Genomic DNA, 15,829 nt, shown 5'->3' on the forward strand with positions numbered 1-15,829 from the left:
TCGGTAGGGGCGAAAAATTTTTCACCCCTTGTGTCTCTTAATATCAAGTAACATAAAATCTCAGAGTAAGATATTGTAGATGCTACGTATATCAACCTTGGAGAATTTAAGCGTAATGCAAAATAAGTTGAAACTGAGGAGGATACCTCATTTTATATTCTAAAACTGTGAAATATTAGATTAACACATTCGCGATTGTAATACCGACAATACAAGCTGTAATTACACCCACTAAACCCGGAGCCATAAAGCTGTGGTTAAAGTAGTATTTACCGATTTTAGTTGTTCCTGTTACGTCAAAGTTCACGGTTGCGATATCAGACGGATAGTTTGGAATAAAGAAGTAAGCATAAGTTGCCGGCATTAACCCCACTAATAATGGTGCAGGTAAGCCCATTGCAATACCTACCGGTAATAACATTTTCGCCGTTACTGCTTGGCTGTTTACCACCACAGACACTGCAAACATAGCAAAAGCGAACGTCCAAGGTTGAGCTTGAACCATCTCCATTACACCTGCTTTAAAGGCTGGCATTGCGTAGGTAAAGTAGGTATCACTCATCCACGCAATACCAAAAATTGCAATTGCTGCCACCATTCCTGATTTAAACACTACGCCATTCGGCACTTTTTTCGGGTCGGTTTTCGTTAAAATCAAGATTAAACCACCAAAGGTCAGCATTACAATTTGGATAATCTGATCCATACCTGCTATTTTACCTGTTGCCGCAACTGTTGGCTTAATGCTTGGGATCATTGCGATAATCACAATAGTTGCAATCGCTGCTAAGAATAGGTAAACCGAGTTTTTCGCACTTGCGGGTAATTGTTCATCTAATGATGTTGCACTGGTTTGCTCAATTTGTTTACGCAATTCTGGGGCTTGCATACGGCGTTGATATTCAGGATCGTCCTCAAGCTCTTTACCACGACGTAAGCTATATAAAGACATCGCAATCACACCACAGAAGGTTGCGGTAATAGTTACTCCTACTACATTTAAAAGCGTAACACCTTCAAAGCCCGGTAACTTGGTAATTTCTGTTAAGTAGTAAGCAACCGCTGCAGATAACGGGCTACCTGTAATTCCTAATTGAGAGGCGACAGATGCCGCTGCCATCGGACGTTCCGGTCTTATTTTATTTTTTAAGGCAATATCGCCGATAATCGGCATAATTGAGTAAACAGAATGCCCAGTACCGAGCATTAAAGTCATTACATAGGTAACAATTGGGCCTAAGAAAGTAATGCGTTTAGGGTTGTTGCGTAAAATGCGTTCTGCAATCTGCAACATAAATTTCAAACCGCCAGCCGCTTCTAAAATAGATGCACAGGTTACAACGGCTAAAATCACTAACATAACGCTAATTGGTGGTGCAGAAAGCGGCATTCCTAAGAAGAAAACTTCAACGAATAAGCCGATACCGGAAACTACCCCTAAACCGATACCACCAAAGCGGCTACCTGCGTATAAAAAGGCTAATAAAAGCAAAAATTCTGCATAAAGCATAAGAACCTCAATTTAAAAATAATCACTGGAAATAAGTATACTTGAATTATTTTTTTAAACTTTGAAATAAATCAAAAATAACTAACTCTAAAGAGGTGGTTTGATGAAAAGTTGTTCTATTTTTTAGAAAAACGGATTACTCCGCACTTAATTACACTCTTACTTGAAGGCAAACGGTTGCTCTGATAGAATTTGCGGAACAAAAATTTAACTAAAATGAATAACTATTCATTTCTAAGGCGTTATGAAAAGCTACTCTTACTCATTAATTAATGTTTTTGCACCAAGCCATTTTGGTGGCAATCCGCTTGCGGTATTTTATGAAGCAGATGGATTAGATGACAACCAAATGCAGCTTATCGCCCGTCAGTTTAACCTTTCAGAAGTGGTTTTTGTTCAATCTTCCAGCCATTTACAAGCGGTCAAAAAGCTTAAAATTTTTACGCCTGATTATGAAATGCCCTTTGCCGGACACCCAACGATTGGTGCGGCTTTCGTTTTACATTCGCAACTCAATCTGCCTGATGAATATATTCTTGAAACCAATGCAGGTTTGGTGGAAATTCAGCACCAAAATAATAATATTAGCTTTGCTTTAAAAAACGGAATAAAAGCAGCAAATGCACCACTAAGCTGTACGGAATGTGCAGGTATTTTAGGACTTGAAATTGCCGATATCGCCTCTGAACCTTGCTATGTCAATACGGGCGTAGAGCAGCTATTAGTTAAGCTATCTTCCCGACAAGCGGTCGAAAATTGCAAAATAAATGCAAATTTGTTTGTGGGCAATGCTTTTATTAAAGGTAGCCTCTATGTTTGGCATAGAACAGAAAATAACGTAAAAGCCCGTCTATTTTTTACTTCACAAGGTGCGGTAGTGGAAGATCCGGGAACAGGATCGGCAGCGGCAAATTTGGGTGGTTGGCATATTGCAAAAGAGCTAACGCCATTGAATGTATCCATTTCTCAAGGCGATGAGATAAACAGACCGAATCGCCTATCCTTAACCGTTGATGAGCAAAATACGATCTTTGTTGGTGGGAATACAATTTTAGTAGGCAAAGGGGAATTTTATTTACCGTAAAATTTAAACTTTGCTTGATGTTTTATATTTTTATGCAATAATTCTGCATAATTAATCGTTTTAATGTTTACAGGGAGAAACAAAATGACACCTAACCTAAAAAACAGACATCTACTGAGTTTAGTAAACCATACTAAGCAGGAAATTCTTTTCCTCGTAGATTTAGCCCGTGATTTAAAGCGTGCGAAATATGCGGGTACGGAGGAGCAAAAGCTAAAAGGCAAGAACATTATTCTTGTTTTTGAAAAATCTTCAACCCGCACCCGTTGTGCTTTTGAAGTGGCTGCTTACGATCAAGGGGCTCACGTTACTTATATTGATTCCACTTCTTCGCAAATCAGACACAAAGAATCGATGAAAGATACGGCTCGTGTGTTAGGTAGAATGTATGATGCAATTCAATACCGTGGTTACAAGCAGTCTGTGGTACAAGAATTGGCAGATTATGCCGGTGTGCCGGTTTTTAACGGCTTAACAGATGAATTTCACCCAACCCAAATGCTTGCCGATGTATTAACGATGACTGAACACTGCGAAAAACCACTAGAGCAAATCAGTTATGTATATATTGGCGATGCCCGCAATAATATGGGAAATTCACATTTACTCATTGGGGCAAAATTAGGTATGGATGTGCGTATCTGTGCGCCCAAATCTTTATTGCCTGAAGAGTCTTTAGTGGAAATGTGCAAAAAATTTGCGGAGGAATCCGGGGCAAAAATTACCTTAACCGATAATATTGAAACCGCAGTTAAAGGCGTTGATTTTATTCATACCGATGTGTGGGTTTCAATGGGTGAGCCATTAGAAAGCTGGGGAGAGCGTATTGATATGCTAATGCCTTACCGAGTAACCCCTGAATTAATGAAAGCAACCGGCAATCCTGATGTAAAATTTATGCACTGCTTGCCGGCATTCCACAATACCGAAACGACCGTGGGTGCATCAATTGCCGAAAAATACCCTGCTCTTTCAAATGGCATTGAAGTAACTGATGAGGTATTTGAATCTCCGGCTAATATTGCCTTTGAACAATCTGAAAATCGAATGCACACCATTAAAGCAGTAATGGTTGCAAGTCTTGCCTAATTGAAATTAAAAACGGATTATTAAAAAATAATCCGCTTTTTTGTTATTTCAACATCAAATATTTCATTGCAAATCTATCTACCACATAGCCCACATCATCTTCAAAGAGGAGTTGAATATCATTGAGCGATAGCACTGCATTACCTAAATCAATGTTAAGCAGATCAAATTTTATGTTTTCCAATACGTCATCTTGATGTGTTTGGGTAATGTCTAAATTATGCTTAGCGAAAATTTTTCGTACTTCATCGTCTATATTAAATTGAATTTCCGGCTCAATACCTTTAAAGGCGATGATGAACTCCTTCGGTGCTTCTATTTCATCACAGGCTTGGGTAATTTCGGTATAATTATCAGCATTAAATTCATTATTGGTGAAATCATAACCTTGATAGATTAATGTTTGGCATTGAGTTCTATCATCTTCGGTGCTTCGAGTATAAATATGGCTTGGGCGATAAAACCGTTTCTCCAAAACAATAAACTCTTTCGCGTTTTCCATATCGGCTTTGGTTAAACGAATAGGATTGCGATTAGTCGTTTCAAAGATGCGTGGGCTATTATAATCTTTCTCGCTAATCAATTCATAAGCGGATTCAATACCATATTTTTCTTTAAATTGTTCAGAACGAAATTCTCTTGCAACATAGCTTAGCATTGAATTAAATCGTTCAATTTCAGCACGGTTATCGCCTAGTGATTGTTTATGTTTAAATACGGCTTCTTTGCTGATTTTATTATTCTCATCAAGCAAATTATGTTCACTCAAATAGTTATCTAAACGCTGGGTTTGGTCTTCAATCGCTATTTTTTGTGGGTCTAAAACAAAGACTGAAATTAAAATAACCACAATCGAAACCGCAGAGAATAAGCGGTATTGGGCAAAACGTTTCGTGAGTAATAAGCCATAGCAGATAGTTAGGGTTATCGCCCCAATCACTAAATAAATACGGGCTTCAGTTAAGCCGTAATTGCTTAGGCGAATGTAGATGGCATACCACACCAAAGCGAGTGGCAATAAGGCGAAATAAACATAGTAGCGGTAGAACCATTGCCATTTTGCATTTTTTAGCAATAATTGAACCGCTTGTATTAATAAGCCAATGGTTAAATAAGGGAAGGCTACGTTTGCCACCACGCCGTTTGGCATTTCACCCCTGATGATAATATAAACCACATAGGCATAAATAATGGCGGTATAGATAATTAACGCAGGCGATAAAATCCAGTTCAGCAGCATTTCGCCTATGTGATTTAAATATCTATCTGCAGTTGCACTTTGCTGTTCAAGGGTTAAAAACAGCACAGGGAATGCCCAGAAGCCGGCAAAAATACCAAATCGTTCAAAGAGAGGGCTGCTATACATATCAATATTGAATAAAAAGATAATCGCAAGTGTAATACAGCTCAATACCCCCCAAATAATCATCGCTAATGATCCCGCAAAGACCATATTGATGAGTTTATTCGACATTCCATCAATAAATTTGCGGTTGTCTTTATGCCAATATTGACTGATTAAGCAGAGAAACGCACAGAGTATCACTGCCCAGTAACGGGAGTATTCCAGTAAATTTAGAGTTATTTTATGATGGAAGAAGGCAACTGCAATCGGAATAGGAGCAAGCAGCCAATACACTTTGCTGTTACGCATAAGATATAACAACACAAAGCAGAGAGGGGAAAGGGCAATGAGGTTTTCCAGTAGTCTAAAATCATAAGAATAGCTAATGTTCTTAATTAAGAAAAAGGTAACATAAGTAACAAATAGAATTTCTAATGGGTGCTGAATAATGGTATGCCTAACCATTGAGGTGAAGCGTTGGAGTTTACTTAGCATAATGTGTCCTCAAAATAATTTGTAGCAGTATAATTGAAAAGTCCACAGTAGAAAACCGTGGGCTTTGCTCTTACAACCAACCTTTACGTTTAAAGTAAATATAAGGGGCGGAAGCAACGACTATCATCAAACCAATCGCCATTGGATAGCCATATTTAAAATGTAATTCAGGCATAAATTCAAAGTTCATACCATAAATAGAAGAAACAAGTGTTGCCGGCAGGAACATTACCGAGAATACCGAGAACAGTTTAATGATACGGTTCTGTTCAATATTGATATAACCCATTGCTGCTTGCATTAAAAAGTTTACTTTTTGGAACAGCGATTCATTATGCGGCTGGAGTGATTCAATATCTCGCATAATATCCCGAGCCTGTTCAAGCTGATTATTCGGCAGGCGGGTTTTACGTAGCAAGAAGCTTAATGCACGTTGAGTATCCATCAAACATAAGCGCACTTTTGAACTGGCATCTTCATATTCTGTTAAGCGAGAAAGAGCATCATTAAAGCGATCTTGCTCGTGTTTTCCATCTAACACCACGCGGCTTAATTTTTCTAAATCCGCATAAACTTCTTCAATCACATCAGCAAGCTGCTCGATTTTGGTTTCAAATAAATCCAGCAATAATTCATAGGCGTTGCTATCAATTAATTTCTCACGGCGTGAACGCATTCGGTATAAACGAAATGCAGGCAAATCCCGATCACGTAAGGTAAACAAACGCCCATCACGAATGGTAAAGGCAACGGTTGCAATGTCTGCATAATCATCGTCATCTAAACAGTAGAAGAAAGAGTGTAAGTGTAAGCCGTCTTCATCTTCAAAAAAGCGGGCAGAAGCCTCTAAGTCTTCTAATTCACGCTCTTCGGCAAGGGTTTGATCTAAACGGGTCTCTAGAACACTACGTTCGGCTTCGGTCGGATCGACCAAGTCAATCCAAATAGCATCATTTAATAGTGTAGGGTTTGTTTCGTCCACGCTGACTAAGCGTGCGTTATCCAGTCCAAAAGCACGAATCATATTAAGCTCCGAATGGTTAGGAGGCTTGGAACAAAAAGGAACAAAGATACTAGGCGAGCATTACCGACCTTGTCGGTAACATTGAGGTTAGACAAGATAGGTTAAAGAGTTAAGTATCGACTATGGCTGTCCAAAATGTGTAACCCTCAAGAAAAAATAGTGTGCGAATGTTACAGAATTTAGGCTTTTTAGTCAAGCAAGCAGAGGTTTACTTAGTAATGCAAGTAGTAATGCAAGCGGTCATTTTTTTACGGAAATTTGCAAATTATTAAGGAAAAACGACCGCTTTTTTGCTATGGTTACACCTAAATTTTAATGAAAGAGAGTGAGCTATGAATAACCTTCAGCAACCTGAACAAATTGAAAAATCAGACCAAGTGGCAGAAACTACCCACTTCGGTTTTAAAACCGTAGCGAAAGAAGAAAAACAGCAACTTGTGGCGAATGTGTTTCACTCGGTAGCAGGTAAATATGACTTAATGAACGATTTGCTTTCATTTGGTATTCATCGTGTATGGAAACGTTTTACCATTGATTGCAGCGGTGTTCGTAAAGGGCAAAAAGTGCTGGATTTAGCAGGCGGTACGGGCGATTTTACCGCAAAATTCTCTCGTATTGTCGGCGAAACGGGCGAAGTGATTTTAGCGGATATCAACAGCTCAATGCTTGAAGTTGGGCGTGAAAAATTACGCAATTTAGGCGTGGTGGGCAATGTAAGCTATGTTCAAGCGAACGCTGAATGTTTGCCGTTTGCCGATAACACTTTTGACTGCATTGTGATTAGTTTTGGCTTACGCAATGTTACCGATAAAGACAAAGCGTTGCGTTCAATGTTCCGAGTGTTAAAACCGGGCGGCCGCTTACTTGTGTTAGAGTTCTCAAAACCGATTATCGATCCAATCAGCCAGCTCTATAATTTCTACTCCTTTAACATTTTGCCGAAAGTGGGCGAAGTGGTGGTAAATGATGCGGAAAGTTACCGTTATTTGGCGGAATCTATCCGTATGCACCCAAAACAAGACGAACTAAAAGCGATGATGGAACAAGCTGGCTTTGAAAGCGTAAATTACTACAATCTAAGTGCGGGCATTGTGGCGTTACATAGAGGTTATAAATTTTAGTGATGTTACACGAACTTAAACAACAACTAATGTTTCCACAATTTGCTTTTGGGTTAATCGAAACCGCATTTAATGCGTTACTCAAGCGTTCACCACATATCGAGCCTAATTTACGCAAATTAGCAGGAAAAGTGCTAAAAATAGAGCTAACTTCGCCGAAAATGGATTCTTTTATCCTGTTTAGCGACAATCAAACAGATTGGTTAGGCAGCTATGAAGGCGAGTCTGATTGCGCCGTGCAACTGGCATTTGAAACGCTCCCAAAACTAGCCGATAAGCAAAAATTGACCGAGCTAATTAACAATAAATCCCTCGTTTTACACGGTGATATTCAAGTTTTACAGCATTTTACTGCGTTACTCGAACAGCTAGAAAAAGACCCAGCCGAGTTGCTTTCCCCTTTTCTCGGCGATGTATTAGCACAAACTTCCACCGATTTTGCGAAAAAAGTGGTAGGTAAAATCAAATCCCAATTTGAGCTCAATAACCAACATTTAGTTGATAACTTAATGCAAGAACGCCCAGTACTGGTGCACCGTTTACAAGCGGTAAATTTCTATGACCAAGTGGAAGAACTTGCACAACAAGCGGTTAAATTAGAGCAAAAATTCTCAAAACTTTTAGAGATAAAAAGCTGCTAGAACATTGCGACCGTACTGCGGTCGTAATTTAAAAGTGGGAAAGATGTAAGAGAGCTTAATTTCTTAATAGTGAACGCAGTGCGTTCACTATTTTGGAATAGACGAGCTAAAATTGTAGTGAATTAATGACTTTTTCAAAAATCGGTTCAAACTTTTCTTTTTCGGGAATATGATGAGAAAGGGTCAATATAATTTTTCTTTGATTACTTTCATCAGGAAAATTATAAATAAAAACAGACCAATCTCCTGCTCTATGGTAGTGAATTAATATCCCCGTTTTAGGCTCTCTGTTTAAAATTTTCACACTGACATTAGATACTGAGAATAGCATAGATTGTCTAATAAGGTCAGCCGCTATTTCCTTTTCCAGTTCTCTGCGTTCTTGAGAAGATAGGCTTTCCAATTCACTATTAAAATTAGGATAGTGGTTTTCCTCCACTTCATAAGATAAACGCAAGTTTGCTCCTAAACCACTACCCCCACATTTCATAGATAATAAAACAGTGCTGGTATGGGGCTCTCCTATTAATCTAGCCGCGTTCTCTCTTAAATCTTCCACTTCGTCACTCTCACGAATACGGCACTCTGTTGGAATTTGCAATGAAATCCCTTGTTCTGAGAAATTTGTAAACTCGTTTGCATAAGAATAAATTGGAAGCAGCAAGAGAGATGTAAAGACGATATTTTTAAGCATAATCTTCCTCTTATTGAACTTGCTTAATTAAATGAATAGCACTATTTTTTCTTATTATTTGACCAAAAAAACCAAATCAATACAACAATAGTTATAAACGTCCAATACATCTTTATACCTCCTTAACTTCTTCAATTTTAACTAATTAAAATTCAGTATGATTACTAAAACGATAATAAAGTAAGTCAGCAATATATTCTTTAGCTTGTAAAATAGCTTTTTCTATACTTTCAGACTTTACAAAATGAAAAGAACGATCAGCTTGTTGTTCGGTATAAGTATATTCAATCAAATAGACCATAAATGACATCTCCTAATATAAAATAGTTTAAGATAAGGTTTACTAGAACAAGTGTTTTCTCTGTCAAGAGAAAGCACACGAAGTGTACACTTCGTGTGCCTTTTCACTATAAAAATGAAAATATAAACTCTACGCCTTTAGCTGCTTTTTTGCTAAAATCTTACCAACTTCTATTAGATTAATATTTCAATGAACATCAAAAACCTTAACCGCTTTTACCATATTATCCGAACCTTCCTCCGCTATGGCATTGATGAAGCTATTCCTAATCTGCCGATAACTCGCAAAATAAAATTAGGGCGTAGGGCGTTGTTTTGGGTTAAAAATCAGCATAGTGAAAAGCCTTATGGCGTGCGTTTGCGTTTGGCATTGCAAGAGCTTGGGCCTGTTTGGATTAAATTGGGGCAGATGCTTGCCACCCGCCGTGATCTTTTTGCGCCAGAGTTGGCGGATCAACTCGCTCTTTTACAAGACAATGTTGAGCCTTTTGATGGCAAAATTGCTCGTCAAATTATTGAGCAGGCTTTAGGCGGAAAGCTTGAAACTTGGTTTGAAAACTTTGATGAAACGGCTCTAGCTTCTGCTTCGATTGCTCAGGTTCACACGGCAAAATTTAACCAAAATCAACCGCTTGCAGGTAAAGATGTAGTGCTGAAAGTGATTCGACCGGGTATTGAGCCTGTTATCAAGGCGGATTTAGAATTAATGTATGAAATTGCTGAGCTTATTCCGAAATTATCAAATGATGGGAAGCGTTTGCGTGCAGTTGAGGTGGTTCGAGAGTACGAAAAAACCATTTTAGATGAGCTGGATCTACGCAAAGAAATGCACAATGCGGTGCGTTTACGGGCGAATTTTGAAAACAGCGAAATGCTCTATGTGCCTGAAATGTATCAAGATTTCTGCCATAAAAACTTGATCGTAATGGAGCGAATTTACGGTATTCCTGTGTCCAATATTGCTGAATTGGAAGCAAACAGCACAAATATGAAATTGCTTGCCGAGCGTGGTGTGCAGGTGTTTTTTACCCAAGTGTTTCGTGATAGCTTTTTCCACGCCGATATGCACGCGGGTAATATTTTTGTAAACCGAGAACATCCTGAAAATCCGCAATATATCGGCATTGATTGTGGTATTGTCGGCACGCTTAATCATAATGATAAACGCTATTTGGCGGAAAGTTTTGTGGCTTTTTTCAACCGAGATTATCGCCGTGTAGCATTAATGCACGTGGAATCGGGCTGGACACCTGCTGATACGGATATCGATAAATTCGAGCAAGCATTCAGGGAGGTTTGTGAACCGATTTTTGCTAAGCCATTGTCAGAAATTTCATTCGGACACGTTTTGCTTAATCTGTTTAATGTTGCTCGTGAGTTCAATATGGAGGTTCAGCCACAGTTAGTGTTGTTGCAAAAAACATTGCTCTATATTGAAGGCTTGGGCAGACAGGTTTATCCACAGCTTGATTTATGGCAAACCGCTAAGCCGTTTTTACAAAATTGGTTAAACGAGCAGGTTGGCGTGAAAGCGATGATTAAAGATTTTAAACAGCGAATACCACAATATCGTGAACATTTTGCTGAATTTCCCGAAGCCTTATTTAAAGCGTTACAACAACAAAAGCAGATTAATTTCCGCTTAGCTGAGATCAATGAAAGTTTGAAAATGCAACATTCCAATGCAAATAGTCGTTTTATTGTGCTTTCACTCTCCGCAATTGTGATCTTTGGCACATTTTGGAAATTTGAATCTTTGCCAATCTGGCTAAGTGTGCCATTATTAACGCTATTTCCATTGTTATTAATTTTGACCCAGCGTAAATAAGCGGTCATATTTACTCGCTTTCGCTTCGCACTTCGTGCCATCGGCAAGGCCGATGTTCAAACGCGAGCGTTTGTTCAAAATTTTTTGCAAAATCCCTTTATTATATGTCAAACTGGCATATAATAAACAAGATTTTATTCACCCAACTTAAATGAAAGGAGTTTTTATGGGCGGTATTAGTATTTGGCAGCTTCTGATTGTGGTTGCAATCATTGTGTTACTTTTCGGTACAAAGAAATTGCGTACCTTAGGTTCTGATTTAGGCGAATCAGTAAAAGGCTTCAAAAAAGCAATGTCTGATGAGAAAAAAGACGCCGCATTTGATAGCCATGAAAAAGTTGAAGTGGTTGAAGTAAAAGAAAGAGTTTCAACAGAACAGCAGCAAAATATTGTAAAAGATAAAGAGCAGGTTTAATCCGTGTTTGATGTAGGTTTTTCTGAATTAGTACTGATTATGATTGTGGGCTTAGTGGTGCTAGGCCCAAAACGTATGCCGATTGCAATTCGCACTGTAATGGGTTGGGTGAGTACAATTCGAGGTTTAGCCGCAAACGTGCAAAATGAACTATCTCAAGAACTTAAACTGCAGGAATTAAAAGAGAGCATTAAAAAGGCGGAAGAACTTAATTTGAGTTCTCTTTCGCCTGAATTGAGTAAAACCGTAGAAGATTTGAAAAATTCAGCAACTCAGTTACAAGACTCTATTAATTCCGCAAAAAGTGAGTTTGACAACAATGTTGCGGCATCGGCAACAGTACCAAAGCTGACCGATGAGCAAGTGGCAGAAATCCAACAAAAAGTTGAGCAAGAAAGCCAAGAGCTAGAAGCTCAAGAGTTGCAAAAAACAGTAGAAAATCAACCGCTTGCAGTTGATGATTTATCTGAGCAATTACCTACTTCTCAAGCAGAAGGCGAATTATCGCCAGATGAAATCGCAGAATTAGCGGAAATGGAAGAATCGCTGGTTGATATGTCTGCATACTATCCGCCAGATGATGATTTAGCAACACCAACTACAACAGAAGCAGCGAAGAAAACGGAGGCAGAGTATGGCAGAAGTTGATGAATCTCAGTCGCTGATTTCGCATTTAATTGAACTCAGAAACCGATTACTACGCTGTTTTATCTGCATTTTAGTCGTTTTTTGTTGCTTGGTTTATTGGGCAAATGATATTTATACCTTATTAGCAACGCCTCTAACCGATAATTTACCGGCAGGTGCAACAATGATTGCAACTAACGTTGCAACACCGTTTTTTACGCCAATTAAATTAACCATTGTGGTATCGGTGTTTTTGTCTGTGCCGTTTATTCTGTACCAAGTTTGGGCTTTCGTTGCCCCTGCCTTGTATAAACAGGAAAAACGCTTAGTTTACCCACTATTGGTTTCAAGCACCTTGTTGTTCTACTGCGGTGTGGCTTTTGCTTATTATGTGGTCTTCCCATTAGTTTTCGGCTTTTTAACCTCAACTGCCCCAGAAGGGGTAACAATGGCAACCGATATCAGCAGCTATTTAGATTTCGTTTTAACCATCTTTATGGCATTCGGAATTTGCTTTGAAGTACCGGTAGCAATCATTTTGTTATGTTGGGCAGGTGTAACCACACCTGAAGATTTAAAAGCGAAACGCCCATATATTATCGTGGCAGCTTTTGTGATTGGTATGTTCTTAACGCCACCTGATATTTTCTCTCAAACTCTACTGGCAATCCCAATGTGTCTGTTGTTTGAAGTGGGGCTGTTATGTGCCAGATTTTATCGCCCAAAAGATGACGATGAACCATCAGAGCAGATTGCACAGTAATAATGTATTTTTAAAGGCATAGCACCTGCTGTGCCTTTATTCTTTTTAAGAAATAAGGAATTTCAAATGCAAGTAATTCAATCTCAATATCCTTTACGCCGTATGCGTCGTTTACGTAGACACGATTTTAGCCGCCGTTTAGTGGCAGAAAACCAATTAACCGCAAATGATTTAATCTATCCTGTGTTTGTGATTGAAGGCGAAAATCAGCGAGTGCAAGTGCCTTCAATGCCGGGTGTAGAGCGTTTAACGATTGATCAACTTTTAATCGAAGCGGAAGAACTCGTGAAATATGGCGTGCCTGCGGTAGCACTTTTTCCTGTAGTAGGCGATGCAAAAAAATCCTTAATGGCGGAAGAAGCCTATAACTCTGAAGGCTTGGCTCAGCGTGCGGTGCGTGCATTAAAAGCACAGTTCCCGGAGCTAGGGGTAATTACTGATGTTGCTTTAGATCCATTCACTACGCACGGGCAAGATGGCATTATTGATGAAACAGGTTATGTACTAAACGACATTACCACCGAAGTACTGGTAAAACAGGCGTTATCTCACGCAGAAGCAGGTGCAGATATTGTCGCCCCAAGCGATATGATGGATGGGCGCATCGGCGAAATTCGTGAAGCCTTAGAGGCCAATGGCTTTGTGAATACACAAATTATGGCGTATTCCGCAAAATATGCCTCGAACTACTACGGTCCATTCCGTGATGCGGTTGGTTCTGCAGGTAACTTAAAAGGTGGCAATAAATACACTTATCAACTTGATCCAGCCAATGGCAATGAGGGATTACACGAAGTGGCAATGGATATTCAAGAAGGAGCAGATATGGTAATGGTAAAACCGGGTATGCCGTATTTGGATATGGTATGGCGTGTGAAAGAAAACTTTGGCGTACCAACCTTTGCATACCAAGTGTCTGGCGAATATGCGATGCATATGGCAGCCATTCAAAACGGTTGGTTGAAAGAACGTAAGTGTATTATGGAAGGCTTACTCTGCTTTAAACGAGCTGGGGCAGACGGGATTTTAACCTATTTCGCAAAACGTGTAGCGAAATGGCTATACGAAGATGCACAAGCAAAATAATTAATGAACAGCAAGCGGTTAAATTTGCAAAAAAATTTACAAATTTAACCGCTTGTATCTTATCTACACCTATACTAAGTCAAACAGCAAAAATTCTACGTCATCTTGAGCATTGATTTCTAATAACTCTTCTTGGCGAATACCTAAAGCATCGCTGGTGTTTAGCTCAACACCGTTTACAGTTAAGTTCCCCTTTATTACTTGTAGCCAATAGCTGCGGCTGCTATCAAACGCAACTTGTTCTGTTTTTGCTGTTGGGTATTGGTAACGCCACAATTTCATATCTTGATAAATTTTGAATGAGCCGTCTTCTGCATTTGGCGAAAGAATTAACGTTGCTCCTTCTTTCGGTGCAAATTTATCTTGGCTGTAGCGTGGTGTTACATCTTTTTGATTTGGAATGATCCAAATTTGGTAAAGGTGTAAGGTTTCATCTGAAGATGGGTTTACCTCAGAGTGGAAAATACCTGTACCTGCCGACATAATCTGAAATTCGCCTGCTTTTACTTCGGTTTTATTACCCATACTATCTTCGTGAGCTACACGTCCGCTTAGCACATAAGTTAGAATTTCCATATTATCGTGTGGGTGTTTGCCAAAACCATAATTTGGGGCGATAAAGTCTTCGTTGATTACGCGTAAATGGGAAAAATGGATATGCTTTGGATCGTAATAATTAGCGAATGAAAAAGTGTGATAGCTTTCAAGCCAGTCAAAAGATCCATTGCCACGTTCGTTTGCTTTTCTAAGTTGTAACATAATTGATTCCTTGTTTTGTGTTTTATTATGAGTAGTTTACTTTATTATTAGAATAGATAAATATCTGTTTTATAGATTAATTATTTTCTATTGGTAAATAATTTAAAAAATAGAACCGCTTGCATTTTCGCAAAAAATCATTATGATTACACCCCCTTGAGTTCCCTTACCTCAAGTTTTTGTTCAACTAAAAAGGATACAATATGAACTTTAATACTTACTTTTCAGACGAAAGCAAATTTCGCTCGCTGATTTTACTTTCCCTTTTCCACATTTTTATTATTACCATCAGTAACTATTTGGTGCAGATTACCTTTGAAATAAATGTGCCATTTATCGATTGGGTGATCCCAACCACTTGGGGAACTTTTACTTTCCCGTTTATTTTCTTAGCCACAGATTTAACTGTGCGAGTGTTTGGGGCAGAGCTTGCTCGTAAAATTATTTTTCTGGTGATGTTGCCTGCATTGCTTATTAGTTACATCATTTCAGTGCTATTCTTTGAAACAGAATTTCAAGGTTTTACTGCTTTATCTGAATTTAATCTTTTTGTTTTCCGAATTGCATTAGCCAGTTTTAGCGGCTATGTAGTAGGGCAGTTTTTGGATATTTTTGTGTTTAACCGCCTACGTCAAGGTAAAAGCTGGTGGCTTGCGCCAATGTGTTCGACTATTTTCGGCACATTAATTGATACTTTTGTGTTCTTTGCTGTGGCGTTCTATAAAAGTAGCGATGAATATATGGCGGGGCATTGGTTTACTATCGGCTCGGTAGACTATACCTTTAAACTCTTTGTGAGTTTATTACTCTTTCTTCCCCTTTATGGTGTGGTGCTCAATTTCATTATGAAGAAATTCGATTTGAAATAGAAATAATGTAGTGAGGGTTTGGGGATTATGCCGAAAAAAGGTATAATCCCCATAATTTTTTGGGGCTGTCCTAGATAACGACTAAAACTTCCATTTAGGTTAAGATAACCTTATGAGAAAAAGTCGTCTAAGTCAGTACAAACAACATAAACTCATAGAGCTGTTTGTAGCAGGCGTAA

General features: G+C 38.8%; 16 protein-coding genes and 1 pseudogene. 11 read left to right on the forward strand and 6 right to left on the reverse strand.

Annotation, left to right across the window (positions count from 1 at the left end; all coding sequences use genetic code 11):
* Positions 1–175: 175 nt before the first annotated feature.
* Positions 176–1,510 (reverse strand): anaerobic C4-dicarboxylate transporter, encoded by a 1,335-nt coding sequence (locus tag ACERCG_RS06445; protein WP_373611230.1) that lies wholly within the window; start codon positions 1,508–1,510, stop codon positions 176–178.
* Between the two features lie 244 nt (positions 1,511–1,754).
* On the opposite strand from ACERCG_RS06445, the gene ACERCG_RS06450 reads away from it, so the two are divergent.
* Both ACERCG_RS06450 and ACERCG_RS06455 read left to right on the forward strand, forming a co-directional pair.
* Positions 1,755–2,594 (forward strand): PhzF family phenazine biosynthesis protein, encoded by an 840-nt coding sequence (locus ACERCG_RS06450; protein WP_373611231.1) that lies wholly within the window; start codon positions 1,755–1,757, stop codon positions 2,592–2,594.
* An 84-nt stretch (positions 2,595–2,678) separates the two neighbouring features.
* Positions 2,679–3,683 carry an ornithine carbamoyltransferase gene (locus ACERCG_RS06455; protein ID WP_373611232.1) on the forward strand — a complete coding sequence of 335 codons (1,005 nt, stop codon included), beginning with the start codon at positions 2,679–2,681 and terminating at the stop codon, positions 3,681–3,683.
* Between the two features lie 43 nt (positions 3,684–3,726).
* Here ACERCG_RS06455 and ACERCG_RS06460 read toward each other — a convergent pair whose 3' ends face one another.
* On the reverse strand, positions 3,727–5,523 hold the full coding sequence (locus ACERCG_RS06460) for a DUF4153 domain-containing protein (RefSeq protein ID WP_373611233.1): 1,797 nt from the start codon (positions 5,521–5,523) through the stop codon (positions 3,727–3,729).
* Between the two features lie 70 nt (positions 5,524–5,593).
* On the reverse strand, positions 5,594–6,547 hold the full coding sequence (corA, locus tag ACERCG_RS06465; RefSeq protein WP_373611234.1) for a magnesium/cobalt transporter CorA: 954 nt from the start codon (positions 6,545–6,547) through the stop codon (positions 5,594–5,596).
* Positions 6,548–6,879: 332 nt separating this feature from the next.
* Here corA and ubiE point away from each other — a divergent pair, with 332 nt between their 5' ends.
* Both ubiE and ACERCG_RS06475 read left to right on the forward strand, forming a co-directional pair.
* On the forward strand, positions 6,880–7,668 hold the full coding sequence (ubiE, locus tag ACERCG_RS06470) for a bifunctional demethylmenaquinone methyltransferase/2-methoxy-6-polyprenyl-1,4-benzoquinol methylase UbiE (protein ID WP_373611235.1): 789 nt from the start codon (positions 6,880–6,882) through the stop codon (positions 7,666–7,668).
* 2 nt (positions 7,669–7,670) lie between these two features.
* A complete protein-coding gene (locus ACERCG_RS06475; RefSeq protein WP_373611236.1) occupies positions 7,671–8,309 on the forward strand; it encodes an SCP2 domain-containing protein in 639 nt (212 codons plus the stop codon).
* 106 nt (positions 8,310–8,415) lie between these two features.
* Here ACERCG_RS06475 and ACERCG_RS06480 read toward each other — a convergent pair whose 3' ends face one another.
* A complete protein-coding gene (locus tag ACERCG_RS06480; protein ID WP_373611237.1) occupies positions 8,416–9,003 on the reverse strand; it encodes a hypothetical protein in 588 nt (195 codons plus the stop codon).
* Between the two features lie 145 nt (positions 9,004–9,148).
* Positions 9,149–9,304, reverse strand: a complete 156-nt coding sequence (locus ACERCG_RS06485) for a hypothetical protein (protein WP_373611238.1) — start codon at positions 9,302–9,304, stop codon at positions 9,149–9,151.
* A gap of 189 nt (positions 9,305–9,493) precedes the next feature.
* Here ACERCG_RS06485 and ubiB point away from each other — a divergent pair, with 189 nt between their 5' ends.
* From ubiB to hemB, 5 genes are all read left to right on the forward strand, one after another.
* Entirely contained in the window at positions 9,494–11,131 is a 1,638-nt protein-coding gene (ubiB, locus tag ACERCG_RS06490) for a ubiquinone biosynthesis regulatory protein kinase UbiB (protein WP_373611239.1), read from the forward strand.
* A 166-nt stretch (positions 11,132–11,297) separates the two neighbouring features.
* On the forward strand, positions 11,298–11,546 hold the full coding sequence (gene tatA, locus ACERCG_RS06495; protein ID WP_373611240.1) for a Sec-independent protein translocase subunit TatA: 249 nt from the start codon (positions 11,298–11,300) through the stop codon (positions 11,544–11,546).
* Positions 11,547–11,549: 3 nt separating this feature from the next.
* Positions 11,550–12,194 carry a Sec-independent protein translocase protein TatB gene (gene tatB / locus ACERCG_RS06500; RefSeq protein ID WP_373611241.1) on the forward strand — a complete coding sequence of 215 codons (645 nt, stop codon included), beginning with the start codon at positions 11,550–11,552 and terminating at the stop codon, positions 12,192–12,194.
* Entirely contained in the window at positions 12,181–12,936 is a 756-nt protein-coding gene (gene tatC / locus ACERCG_RS06505) for a twin-arginine translocase subunit TatC (RefSeq protein WP_373611242.1), read from the forward strand. The genes tatB and tatC overlap by 14 nt, the downstream gene beginning before the upstream one ends.
* A gap of 66 nt (positions 12,937–13,002) precedes the next feature.
* On the forward strand, positions 13,003–14,022 hold the full coding sequence (gene hemB / locus ACERCG_RS06510) for a porphobilinogen synthase (RefSeq protein WP_373611243.1): 1,020 nt from the start codon (positions 13,003–13,005) through the stop codon (positions 14,020–14,022).
* Between the two features lie 69 nt (positions 14,023–14,091).
* Here hemB and ACERCG_RS06515 read toward each other — a convergent pair whose 3' ends face one another.
* Positions 14,092–14,781, reverse strand: coding sequence for a pirin family protein (locus ACERCG_RS06515; protein WP_373611244.1), 690 nt, complete (start codon positions 14,779–14,781; stop codon positions 14,092–14,094).
* Between the two features lie 203 nt (positions 14,782–14,984).
* On the opposite strand from ACERCG_RS06515, the gene ACERCG_RS06520 reads away from it, so the two are divergent.
* Positions 14,985–15,650, forward strand: a complete 666-nt coding sequence (locus tag ACERCG_RS06520) for a 7-cyano-7-deazaguanine/7-aminomethyl-7-deazaguanine transporter (protein ID WP_373611245.1) — start codon at positions 14,985–14,987, stop codon at positions 15,648–15,650.
* Between the two features lie 112 nt (positions 15,651–15,762).
* Positions 15,763–15,829, forward strand: a pseudogene (locus tag ACERCG_RS06525) (IS1595 family transposase); the annotation flags it as partial.

The organism is Mannheimia sp. E30BD (assembly GCF_041807785.1).
GTDB lineage: Bacteria > Pseudomonadota > Gammaproteobacteria > Enterobacterales > Pasteurellaceae > Mannheimia.

What these genes read in the sequence shown, in the direction of transcription:
- ACERCG_RS06450 (WP_373611231.1), top strand. Translation starts at nt 1,755, where the DNA reads ATGAAAAGCTACTCTTACTCATTAATTAATGTTTTTGCACCAAGCCAT.
- hemB (WP_373611243.1), top strand. Translation starts at nt 13,003, where the DNA reads ATGCAAGTAATTCAATCTCAATATCCTTTACGCCGTATGCGTCGTTTA.
- ACERCG_RS06480 (WP_373611237.1), bottom strand. Translation starts at nt 9,003, where the DNA reads ATGCTTAAAAATATCGTCTTTACATCTCTCTTGCTGCTTCCAATTTAT.
- ACERCG_RS06455 (WP_373611232.1), top strand. Translation starts at nt 2,679, where the DNA reads ATGACACCTAACCTAAAAAACAGACATCTACTGAGTTTAGTAAACCAT.
- tatA (WP_373611240.1), top strand. Translation starts at nt 11,298, where the DNA reads ATGGGCGGTATTAGTATTTGGCAGCTTCTGATTGTGGTTGCAATCATT.
- ACERCG_RS06520 (WP_373611245.1), top strand. Translation starts at nt 14,985, where the DNA reads ATGAACTTTAATACTTACTTTTCAGACGAAAGCAAATTTCGCTCGCTG.
- ACERCG_RS06445 (WP_373611230.1), bottom strand. Translation starts at nt 1,510, where the DNA reads ATGCTTTATGCAGAATTTTTGCTTTTATTAGCCTTTTTATACGCAGGT.
- ACERCG_RS06515 (WP_373611244.1), bottom strand. Translation starts at nt 14,781, where the DNA reads ATGTTACAACTTAGAAAAGCAAACGAACGTGGCAATGGATCTTTTGAC.
- ubiE (WP_373611235.1), top strand. Translation starts at nt 6,880, where the DNA reads ATGAATAACCTTCAGCAACCTGAACAAATTGAAAAATCAGACCAAGTG.
- tatC (WP_373611242.1), top strand. Translation starts at nt 12,181, where the DNA reads ATGGCAGAAGTTGATGAATCTCAGTCGCTGATTTCGCATTTAATTGAA.
- ubiB (WP_373611239.1), top strand. Translation starts at nt 9,494, where the DNA reads ATGAACATCAAAAACCTTAACCGCTTTTACCATATTATCCGAACCTTC.
- ACERCG_RS06485 (WP_373611238.1), bottom strand. Translation starts at nt 9,304, where the DNA reads ATGGTCTATTTGATTGAATATACTTATACCGAACAACAAGCTGATCGT.
- ACERCG_RS06460 (WP_373611233.1), bottom strand. Translation starts at nt 5,523, where the DNA reads ATGCTAAGTAAACTCCAACGCTTCACCTCAATGGTTAGGCATACCATT.
- corA (WP_373611234.1), bottom strand. Translation starts at nt 6,547, where the DNA reads ATGATTCGTGCTTTTGGACTGGATAACGCACGCTTAGTCAGCGTGGAC.
- ACERCG_RS06475 (WP_373611236.1), top strand. Translation starts at nt 7,671, where the DNA reads ATGTTACACGAACTTAAACAACAACTAATGTTTCCACAATTTGCTTTT.